10 protein-coding genes are annotated in these 9,931 nt (G+C 43.5%); 8 read left to right on the top strand and 2 right to left on the bottom strand.

Annotated features, from left to right (window positions below):
- Positions 1 to 344 precede the first annotated feature (344 nt).
- The 8 genes from H539_RS29590 (at position 345) to H539_RS0123770 (ending at position 7,645) form a co-directional block, all read left to right on the top strand.
- Positions 345 to 1,103, top strand: a complete 759-nt coding sequence (locus tag H539_RS29590) for a MurR/RpiR family transcriptional regulator (RefSeq protein ID WP_035323880.1) — start codon at positions 345 to 347, stop codon at positions 1,101 to 1,103.
- A gap of 380 nt (positions 1,104 to 1,483) precedes the next feature.
- Positions 1,484 to 2,941: a glycoside hydrolase family 1 protein gene (locus tag H539_RS0123730; RefSeq protein ID WP_026695587.1), complete on the top strand. Its 1,458-nt coding sequence runs from the start codon at positions 1,484 to 1,486 to the stop codon at positions 2,939 to 2,941.
- 30 nt (positions 2,942 to 2,971) lie between these two features.
- Positions 2,972 to 3,280 (top strand): PTS sugar transporter subunit IIB, encoded by a 309-nt coding sequence (locus H539_RS0123735; protein ID WP_026695588.1) that lies wholly within the window; start codon positions 2,972 to 2,974, stop codon positions 3,278 to 3,280.
- 32 nt (positions 3,281 to 3,312) lie between these two features.
- Positions 3,313 to 4,653, top strand: coding sequence for a PTS sugar transporter subunit IIC (locus tag H539_RS0123740; RefSeq protein WP_026695589.1), 1,341 nt, complete (start codon positions 3,313 to 3,315; stop codon positions 4,651 to 4,653).
- A gap of 92 nt (positions 4,654 to 4,745) precedes the next feature.
- Positions 4,746 to 5,078: a PTS lactose/cellobiose transporter subunit IIA gene (locus H539_RS0123745; RefSeq protein WP_026695590.1), complete on the top strand. Its 333-nt coding sequence runs from the start codon at positions 4,746 to 4,748 to the stop codon at positions 5,076 to 5,078.
- A 39-nt stretch (positions 5,079 to 5,117) separates the two neighbouring features.
- Positions 5,118 to 6,446 carry a 6-phospho-beta-glucosidase gene (locus H539_RS0123750; RefSeq protein WP_026695591.1) on the top strand — a complete coding sequence of 443 codons (1,329 nt, stop codon included), beginning with the start codon at positions 5,118 to 5,120 and terminating at the stop codon, positions 6,444 to 6,446.
- Positions 6,447 to 6,900: 454 nt separating this feature from the next.
- A complete protein-coding gene (locus H539_RS0123760) occupies positions 6,901 to 7,125 on the top strand; it encodes a hypothetical protein (protein ID WP_026695592.1) in 225 nt (74 codons plus the stop codon).
- A gap of 160 nt (positions 7,126 to 7,285) precedes the next feature.
- Entirely contained in the window at positions 7,286 to 7,645 is a 360-nt protein-coding gene (locus tag H539_RS0123770; protein WP_026695593.1) for an NIPSNAP family protein, read from the top strand.
- A 620-nt stretch (positions 7,646 to 8,265) separates the two neighbouring features.
- Here H539_RS0123770 and H539_RS29595 read toward each other — a convergent pair.
- Positions 8,266 to 8,502, bottom strand: a complete 237-nt coding sequence (locus H539_RS29595; protein ID WP_342664037.1) for a hypothetical protein — start codon at positions 8,500 to 8,502, stop codon at positions 8,266 to 8,268.
- Positions 8,503 to 9,664: 1,162 nt separating this feature from the next.
- Positions 9,665 to 9,931, bottom strand: a 267-nt coding sequence (locus H539_RS0123785) for a transposase (RefSeq protein WP_026695594.1), incomplete at its 5' end; no start/stop codon positions are given.

Raw genomic sequence — 9,931 nt, forward strand, 5'->3', positions numbered from 1 at the left:
TGACTGACGTTCGTATCAGTCTGTTCATATCCTATATTAATAGAATGAAGACCGCTATTGTAAGTGTTTTTAATATTTAGTAAACTCACTTATATATACATTCATAAAAATAAGTCTATACATATTAAGGGTGTTTGAGATACCCTCATTGGCACTCCTGCTTTTATGTGGGAAATGGTTCTTTAGAAGGAGGAGTTACAGCCGTGACTGCCGAAAAATAAAAGGCAGTCAAACTAATTAGCCGATTCAAAGATTTCAATAATGTGTAAGCGGATTGAACATGTTAAATTAGTAGGAAAGGACGCTTTCCAAAAAATGCGAATTCTACTTTGTAGGAGGCCGATATGTTTCCGGAGAGAGTAATAAAAACATTTAATGACCTGGAATATTCTCTTTATAATTATATTCTTCAAAATTCAGAGAAGGTCTCATTTATGAGGATCAGGGAGCTTGCGTCAGAAACGCATGTATCCACCGCTACCATCCTGCGTTTTTGCCGCAAGGTGGGATGTGAAGGATTTTCAGAATTCAAAGTGAAGCTGAAGCTGTATCTGGAGAAAGAAGATACCATCCATTTGAAAAGCTCTCAGCACACGCTTACTGAATTTGTGGAAAGGACCTTAAAGGGAGGCTTTGAATCTTATATCCAGGAAACCGCAGGTCTAATTTCAAAATCAAATAATGTCATCTTCATTGGAATAGGAAGCTCTGGCATCATGGCTGAATACGGTGCGCGGCATTTTTCCAGCCTCGGCACCTTTTCTCTTCATATCACAGACCCTTTTTTCCCTATACACACTCAGCATCTAAAGGACAGCATCACGATCGCCATGTCAGTCTCAGGAGAAACACTGGAAATTATCAAGCTGATCAGCAGACTGAAGGAAGAAGGCAGCACCATTGTCAGCATTACCAATCACAAAAGCTGCAGCATAGCGAAAATGTCCGACCTGAATATCGCCTACTATGTTACAGAGGAATATATCAACGATTCCAATATCACCACCCAGATTCCAGTTGTATATATCCTTGAATCCATTGCCCGTGAGCTGCATAAAATCAACAGCCATGCCCATCCGATAACCCAGAATACAAAAAAATAGAAGCAGTGTAATAAAACGTGCCCAATACAATGTAAAGCTTATCCAACGATCCAAAGGCAGAAAAATATCCTTCGTCACGGGGATGAAGGACATTTTTCTGCCGTTTAACAAAGAATGTCCCTTTTTAATACACCTCTAAAACTCAGGCGGCGAGCAGCGGAAACAGTTAATGAAACGTAACATCGTATCCAGGAAAATGGATAGTATGTTCTCTCATAACCTCGTCCTTATTATTCACCTAGTATTCATAATTTTCTTGTAACAAGATGTTGCGTTTTTGAAACAGATTACAATACAGAGTAACAAAAAACAAAACAGTGAAAAACCATTTACCTGAGGAATGTAAGCGGATACAATTTATTCAAGGAAGGAGAGTTATCATGATTCACAACAAGCAGGATGGTTTTCCCATTGATTTTCTTTGGGGTTCTGCCTCAGCTGCTTATCAGGTGGAAGGTGCCTGGAATGTGGATGGAAAGGGGCCTTCCGTGTGGGATGTGTTTACAAAGCAGCCAGGGACTACATTCCAGGGAACGACTGGGGACATTGCAGTTGACCATTATCACAGATTCCGTGAAGACGCGGCCTTGATGGCTGAGATGGGGCTGAAGGCTTACCGCTTTTCAGTCGCTTGGAGCAGGATTTATCCTGCCGGCAGAGGGGAGGTGAATGAGAAAGGGCTGGAATTTTATGACCAGCTGATCGATGAATTAATCAAGCATGAAATTGAGCCGATTTTGACCATTTATCACTGGGATGTTCCGCAGGCTCTGATGGAGGAGTATGGAGCATGGGAATCCCGGCAGATCATCGATGATTACAACACTTACTGCATAACCCTTTACAAGCGCTTTGGAGACAGAGTGAAATATTGGGTAACCTTGAATGAACAGAATGTATTTATTGGGCTTGGGTATCGTTTAGGCATTCACCCGCCCGGTGTCCGGGATTTGAAGCGGATGTATGAAGCCAATCATATAGCGAACCTAGCCAATGCCAAGGCCATACAGTCATTTAGGCGATATGTCCCAAATGGAAAGATCGGTCCGAGTTTTGCGTACGGCCCGAATTATCCATTTACCTGCCATCCAAACGACGTGCTGGCATCTGAAAATGCAGAAGACCTGAATAATCATTGGTGGCTTGATATGTATTGCTGGGGCAGATATCCGAGGGTTTCATGGAAGTACCTGGAGGAACGAGACCTGGCTCCAACAGTCCATGAAGGGGACTGGGATTTGCTTACATATGGACGCCCGGATTTCATCGGCATCAATTATTACAGATCTGGAACTGTGGAAATGAACCCGCTCGATGGAGTCCAGGATGCCGAGATGAATACAACCGGCAAAAAAGGAACCACTGCAGACAGCGGGATTCCAGGATTGTTTAAGACAAGAAAAAATCCGCATCTGGAAACAACGAATTGGGATTGGGAAATTGATCCCGAAGGTCTGCGGATAGGACTGAGACGGATTACCAACCGTTATAATCTGCCTATCCTGATTACAGAGAACGGCCTTGGTGAATTCGATGAACTCGAGGGCGGAGATGTAATCAATGATGATTATCGGATTGCCTTCCTCCAATCACATGTGGGTGCCTGCCAGAAGGCTTTAAATGATGGCGTGGACCTGATCGGATACTGCACCTGGTCGTTTACGGATATCCTCAGCTGGCTGAATGGCTACCAAAAACGATATGGATTTGTGTATGTGGACCGTGATGAGCTGAATGAAAAGGAGCTCCGAAGAATAAAAAAGAAAAGCTTCTATTGGTATAAACAGGTTATAGAGAACAACGGGCTCACCGTTAAAAATGTGCAAACGATGTCTTAAAAAAATTTCATTGGAAAGAGAGTGGACTGTATGAAAAAAATTCTATTAGTTTGTGCTGCCGGTATGTCAACAAGCCTTTTGGTAAACAAAATGAAGGATGCCGCGAAAGACCAGGGAGTGGAACTTGAAATTTTCGCGCTTCCGGTTTCTGAATGTGATTCGGTGTCAGACCAGGTTGATGTGGTATTGCTCGGACCACAGGTGCGTTACCAAAAGGCTCAGGTAGATTCCATCATTGGAGGAAGAGTTCCTGTGGATGTCATCGATATGAGGGATTATGGCATGATGAATGGCAAGGCGGTATTGGAAAAAGCATTGAGCCTGATGAACGCTGGATGATTTATTACGGTAAATGAAAAAGGAGGATTTTTATGAGTTTCATGACAGGCTTTGAAAGGTTCATGGAAAAAGCTTTGGTACCCGTAGCGTCCAAGCTGAATTCCCAAAGGCACATTGTGGCGATCAGGGACGCCTTCATCCTTTCATTCCCTATTACTCTTGCAGGCTCTTTGATTGTACTTCTCAACTTTGCGGTCTTAGCTCCTGACGGATTTATTGCAAAAATCTTGTTCCTTAATAAACTATTTCCTCATTTATCCGATTACCAGCATATCTTTACGCCAGTGCTGAATGGATCATCCAACATCCTTGCCATGTTCATTGTGTTCCTGGTCGCAAGGAACATAGCCCTTGCCTTAAAAGCTGATGAACTTTTATGCGGTTTAACGTCATTATCCGTATTTTTCATTATCTATCCTGCATACAAAGTGGTCGATGGAGCAAATTTCCTGACCACCAACTGGCTTGGGGCCCAAGGGCTTTTCGTGGCGATCATCGTCGGCCTGATTGTCGGAGAGCTGTTCAGCCGTCTGTCAAAATCCAGCAAATTGCAGATTAATATGCCGCCGGCCGTTCCACCGGCTGTCGCAAGATCATTTAAAGTTCTTTTTCCGATCATGATCCTCACAGTAGGATTCGCGGTTGCCAATGCTATCATTCTTGAACTCTATCCAAAAGGAATCCATGAACTGATTTATGCAATGCTGCAAACACCTCTGAAAAATCTGGGCACAAGCATTTTCTCACTGGTCATCCTTGCGATCGTTTCCAACCTTCTCTGGGTATTCGGTATCCATGGTCCAAATACTATCGCGGCCATCCGGGAAGCCATGTTTGCAGAGCCGAATCTTGCCAACCTGAATTATGTGGCTGAGCACGGTTCAGCATGGGGCGCCCCTTATCCTGTAACCTGGGCAATCAATGATGCCTTTGCCAACTATGGCGGATCTGGTATGACCCTGGGTCTTCTGATCGCACTCTTCATCGCATCAAGGAGGAAGGATTACAGGGATATCGGGAAGCTTTCTATCGCACCTGGATTGTTCAATATCAATGAGCCGATCATCTTTGGTCTTCCGGTCGTGCTGAACCCGATTCTCATCATTCCGTTCATACTTGTTCCGGCGATCAACATCGTGATTGGCTACACAGCCATCGCTTCCGGATTGATTCCGCCGATTGCCTACCAGGTACCCTGGACAACACCAGGACCGCTGATTGCCTTCTTCGGAACAGGCGGAAACTGGATCGCACTTCTTCTGGGTTTTGTCTGCCTTGCTGTATCAACCATTGTATACCTGCCATTTGTTATGGCATCCAATAAGTCAGTTGTATCAGAAGTCAGCAGCGATCCTAATAAGAAAACAGCATAATCAGCATGCCCGCCGCGGATCCATTGGATTTTAGCGGCGGGCTGACCCATTAGGGGACGAATTAGACTACTCGAGTAGGAAGGAGTTGTGAAATGGAAGGAATTGAACTAGCCGCATTTACCCTGATCAGCGAGGTCGGCACCGCCAAAAGCCTCATAATGGAAGGTCTTTATGCAGCCAGATCAGGGGATTTTGAAACGGCTGAAGAAAAGCTTAAAGAATCCCGTACATATTTAAATAACGGCCATAAAGCTCATAGCGGACTCATCCAGGAGGAGGCCTCAGGCAATAAATTAGAGTTTTCACTCATACTGATGCATGCCGAGGACCAAATGATGAGCACGGAAACCATTAGCGATCTCGTTGCTGAGATGATCCGTATGTACAAGGAAATGAAGGAAATCAGGACTCTTGCAGAGGGATAGGCTGCCCGCTGAAACTAAAACAAAACGGAGGGATCTTTCATGAAACAAGGACTTAAGATTGTAACCATTGGCGGAGGCTCAAGTTATACACCTGAGTTAATCGAAGGATTTATCAAACGATACGAAGAACTGCCGGTAAGTGAACTTTGGCTGGTTGATATTGAAGCTGGCAAGGAAAAGCTTGAAATTGTAGGCAATCTGGCAAAGCGCATGGTGGAAAAGGCCGGGCTTCCGATTGAAATTCACCTGAGCATGGACCGTAGAGAGGCTTTAAAGAATGCAGACTTTGTTACGACTCAATTCAGGGTCGGACTACTGGACGCCAGGGCAAAGGATGAACGCATTCCATTGAAATACGGAGTGATCGGTCAGGAAACAAATGGTCCCGGCGGTCTGTTTAAAGGCTTGCGTACCATCCCTGTCATTCTTGGCATCTGCAAGGATATGGAAGAGCTGTGCCCGGATGCGTGGCTCGTCAATTTTACAAATCCTGCCGGAATGGTGACTGAAGCGGTACTCCGTTACAGCAATATTAAAAAAGTGGTCGGTCTTTGCAACGTTCCGATTGGGATGCGCATGGGAATGGCAAAAGCGCTGGGTGTAGAGGCAGATAGGGTCCAGGTGAACTTTGCCGGCTTGAATCATATGGTGTTCGGCCTGGATGTGATGCTGGACGGAGTGAGCGTCAAGCAGAAGGTGATTGATTCCATGGCCGATCCAGATAATGCGATGAGCATGAAGAACATTGCCGGTCTTTCATGGGATCCGGACTTTATTAAAGGTCTGGGTGTCATTCCATGCGGATATCACCGTTATTATTATAAAACGAGTGAAATGCTGCAGGAAGAACTAGATGCGGCAAATGAAAAGGGCACACGTGCAGAAGTCGTCAAAAAGCTTGAAAATGAATTGTTTGAGCTTTATAAGGACCCTAACCTGGATATCAAGCCGCCGCAGCTTGAAAAGCGGGGAGGCGCCTACTATAGTGACGCAGCCTGCAGCTTGATTAATTCCATCTACAATGATAAGCGGGACATCCAGCCGGTCAATACTAGAAACAATGGGGCCATCGCAAGCATACCGGATGATTCAGCTGTCGAAGTAAACTGTGTGATCACGAAAGAAGGACCAAAACCAATTTCTGTAGGAGATCTGCCGGTAGCAGTCAGAGGCCTGGTCCAGCAGATCAAATCCTTTGAACGGGTGGCGGCCGAAGCGGCAGTCACAGGAGATTATCAAACGGCACTTGTAGCCATGACAATCAATCCGCTGGTGCCTTCTGACACCATCGCGAAACAAATATTGGATGAAATGCTCGAAGCCCACAAGGAGCATCTGCCTCAATTTTTTACTGAAATCCATGCTTAAGCAAAAGGGTTCTGGGACGTGGTACTGCCAGAACCCTTTTTTTATTGGTTTAGAGCATGTGGGCCTGTCCTGCTTAAGGAGATGAAGATAAAAAATAAGGAGTACTTAAAGCCATAAAGGAATTTGTGGATGTCCGGTTCCTGCTCCTCCATAAGCAAGAATAGATCTTAGAAACCTAACTGAGCAGCAAAAACAATAAATTCACTTTTAACAGCCATCATTGTTCTGTTCACCCTGGCGGTTGGCGCCACACCTTTTAAAATATCGGCTTAATCACGTCAAGGCGGTATGGTTTACCTGAATTCCAAGCAAAAAGTTGAAACGTATGTGGCTGATTCAATGAACCGCATGACATTGGAAGAAAAGGGTTGACAGATGATCCAGGCCGAGAGGGGAAGTGGAAGAGGAGCAGCCTGCAATGATGCAGCCATAGTGGTAATTGGGGAAGAACCTTATGCTGAATCCAACGGAGATACCAGCAATTTATACCCTAAATAAGCTAGATCTGCTGACATTGAAAAATGTCCGGGATGTACTGGTTTCCGGCCGTCCTATGACGGTGACCGACCAGATGAAAGACTGGGCAGGGCTGGTTGAGGCATGGCTGCCAGGCACAGAAGGGTGTGTCGGCGATGTCCTGGTCCTTCCAGCAAAATCAACAGCGACTTATAAAAGGTAATATATATGATAAATGCCCTGCTGCCGGCGGGGTATTTATTTTTTGAAAAAATAATGAATAATACAGCAAAAACAGGCATGAAACTTAAGATTTAATTGACTGAAAAGGCATAAACATGAAATAATTGTATGGAAAAATATGAAAATAGGAGTGAATAAAATTGTTTTATAGAAAAAAATATTATTTGGTGAAAAATGAGTTTGTACAGATTTTGAATGACCACTTTACTGAAACAAACCTGCCTAACCAGATTAGATGCGGAGCTAGATTAACAGGAAGATGGATGGTGCAGCGAGACGAGACGCTGACTGAAGTCTTTGCAATCTGGGAATATGACAGCTATGAGAAATATATAGAAATTGAAGAAAGAGTGCGCAGCAATCCTGAGCATAATGAGAAAATCCGCAAATGGTACGAAATCAATGGAGGAAGAGAACATGTATATAAAGAGTACTTTCTGGAAGTGAGGAATGAAGAAATCAAATCTACGGTTGATCTTAGTACCTCTAGGGAACAATAAGAAGGTTTAGCGTGAGAATGAGGGAGAATAGGCACATCGAAACCAAGTAGAATGACAGTCCTGGGTGAGGTTTGGTATCTCATAACCAAAACCAGGACCTCGCTGCTGTGTAAGGTTTCAGAGACTGCGCTTCAGAACCAAATCAGTAGTGTCCCTTCAGCCAGAAAAAGGATCAGAGAGGGGGTTCTCAGGACAAAAACGATAGTCGCCACACCGAAAAAATGGTTTAGAAAGGTGGTCTCTAGACCAAAAAGATGGCGCCACACCGAAAAGTAATTTAGAGAGGTGGTCTCAAGACAAAAAGCATGGAAGCTGCGCCTAAAAGTTGAGAGGAGGTCTCAGGACCAAAAAGATGGTCGCCACCCTGAAAAGTGGTTTAGAGAGGTGGTCTTAAGATCAGAAGCTTGGAAGCCGCGCCGAGAAGTGGTGTAGAGAGTTCGCTCAAGTCCAAAAAATGGGCTTTCCCGCAGAAAAGTACCTAAATTCATACTAATCTATTAAATGTCAAAAGTTATTTAAAGTAGCTCCAGGTAAAATCAATGGATAGAATACCGGCGGTCTTTTCAATAGGCGGGATACTTTTTACTGCCAAATCAGGCTTTCGAAAGCAAGCCATTCCTTTATAATAGCCAAACATGCTGCATGCCTGTGGACGGGCGCTGTAGATTCCACATCGGTCCTTTTCCCTGATCGTAAAAAATGCATGTACCAGGGAATCGGCGTTGTGCTTCAAGGGAATGGCGCGATTTTTGAGGCATGTTTTTTACTTTTTTCTTTATTTTTTTTAATTCAGACTCTGTAATGGCAACTGGCCCGCAGCACAAACCTCGGCAGCCGGTACAGGGAAGCTGTTCCATTAAACTCCTCCTCTTTTTAAAAGGAATTAAGTTCCACTATATATTTATCATGCTGATTGCAAGCCAGTCAATTAAGAAGTGAAAAATAATACTATGAGAAACAGAATAGTCTATACGGTATAACAGAAAATACAATGTGGTTTTTCATCAAATCATTAGTCTATATAAAAGCATGCTTAAATGCTTTGTTAGTACATACTATAAAGGAGCAAAACTATGCCCGTTATCTATAACGAGATTTATATAAAAGCTCCAATCCAGATTTGTTTTGATTCTTGCTCAGAATGTGGAGGTTCATTAAAAGACCACTTCCGATTCAGGAGAACGTGCTGTGTCCGGGGTGATGTCAGGATGTATGGAGAAGGGAGAGAGCGGGACCTAGGAAGCTGTCCATTCAGAGGTAAGACAATGGTAAACTTCAAGGATTACTGACATGGACAGGCCATATTCCTTTACTGACTCAATGTTAAAAGGTTCTTTTCACTCATTTACTCATCATCACACGTTTTCTGAAGAAAACAGGGGTACATGGATGAAGGAAAAATTCTTTTATAAGCCACCGTTGGGTTTTATGGGTATATGGAGAAGTGTATTCTCCGTGCTGCAGGAATAAAAGGAAATCGCAGAATCTATGCATGCTGACACATAAATTTGATGATTCAGAAGGAGATTCCGAAAGTCTCGGAAATAAATTATTTCTCGGGAAAGCGCAGGATTAGACAAATATATTTATAATCTGATTTGTTTTGTCAAAGGTCTCTAGAGAAAATACCGTTTTCTTGTCATTTAAAGAATTTAAAACTCATAAAAACCAAGTGAATTATAAAAATTTCCCGTCCATTTTATGCAAATACTATAAATAAGATCCCTTGAATTACTTTCAATCAACTTTGGACTGGCTAGGTAGAAATGTCCCATAGGAGTCCTCTAATAGAAAAAATCCCGCCTGACTAGAGAAGAATTGTCTTATAGGAGCCATCTAAAGGACAAAACTAAAGGACAAAAGGTTACCAGACTGCTGGGAAAGTGTCCCTTAGAAGCTCTCTAAAAGTCAAGTCCAGCATCTTGTGTAAAAATAATGTTCAATGTAAACCACTATGTTTATGAGGTTTTGGGAGGAGGAGGCTAGCCTCCTCCTCCCAAAACTTTTGGTGTACGTTTCCTAATTTGAAGTATGAAGATATTTTCGGCCGCCCAAGTCTAACGTATCAGCATAATCCATTAACACAGCTCCAATTAGGCGAAAAGCAGACTGATGATTTGGAAAGACACGGATTACCTGTTCGCGTCTTCGAATCTCAGAGTTCAATCTTTCCAATACATTAGTGGTGCGGAGATGTACATGGTAGTCAGCTGGTTCTCCATAGAATTGGGTGGCATCATCAAATCCTGCATCTAAAATAGACGAAGCTTTTTGGTAACCCTTTTG

Source organism: Peribacillus kribbensis DSM 17871, assembly GCF_000430765.1.
GTDB classification, from domain to species: domain Bacteria; phylum Bacillota; class Bacilli; order Bacillales; family DSM-1321; genus Paraperibacillus; species Paraperibacillus kribbensis.

Coding starts and splice junctions, on each gene's coding strand:
- H539_RS29590 (WP_035323880.1), top strand. CDS start 345: ATGTTTCCGGAGAGAGTAATAAAAACATTTAATGACCTGGAATATTCT.
- H539_RS0123730 (WP_026695587.1), top strand. CDS start 1,484: ATGATTCACAACAAGCAGGATGGTTTTCCCATTGATTTTCTTTGGGGT.
- H539_RS0123735 (WP_026695588.1), top strand. CDS start 2,972: ATGAAAAAAATTCTATTAGTTTGTGCTGCCGGTATGTCAACAAGCCTT.
- H539_RS0123740 (WP_026695589.1), top strand. CDS start 3,313: ATGAGTTTCATGACAGGCTTTGAAAGGTTCATGGAAAAAGCTTTGGTA.
- H539_RS0123745 (WP_026695590.1), top strand. CDS start 4,746: ATGGAAGGAATTGAACTAGCCGCATTTACCCTGATCAGCGAGGTCGGC.
- H539_RS0123750 (WP_026695591.1), top strand. CDS start 5,118: ATGAAACAAGGACTTAAGATTGTAACCATTGGCGGAGGCTCAAGTTAT.
- H539_RS0123760 (WP_026695592.1), top strand. CDS start 6,901: ATGCTGAATCCAACGGAGATACCAGCAATTTATACCCTAAATAAGCTA.
- H539_RS29595 (WP_342664037.1), bottom strand. CDS start 8,502: ATGGAACAGCTTCCCTGTACCGGCTGCCGAGGTTTGTGCTGCGGGCCA.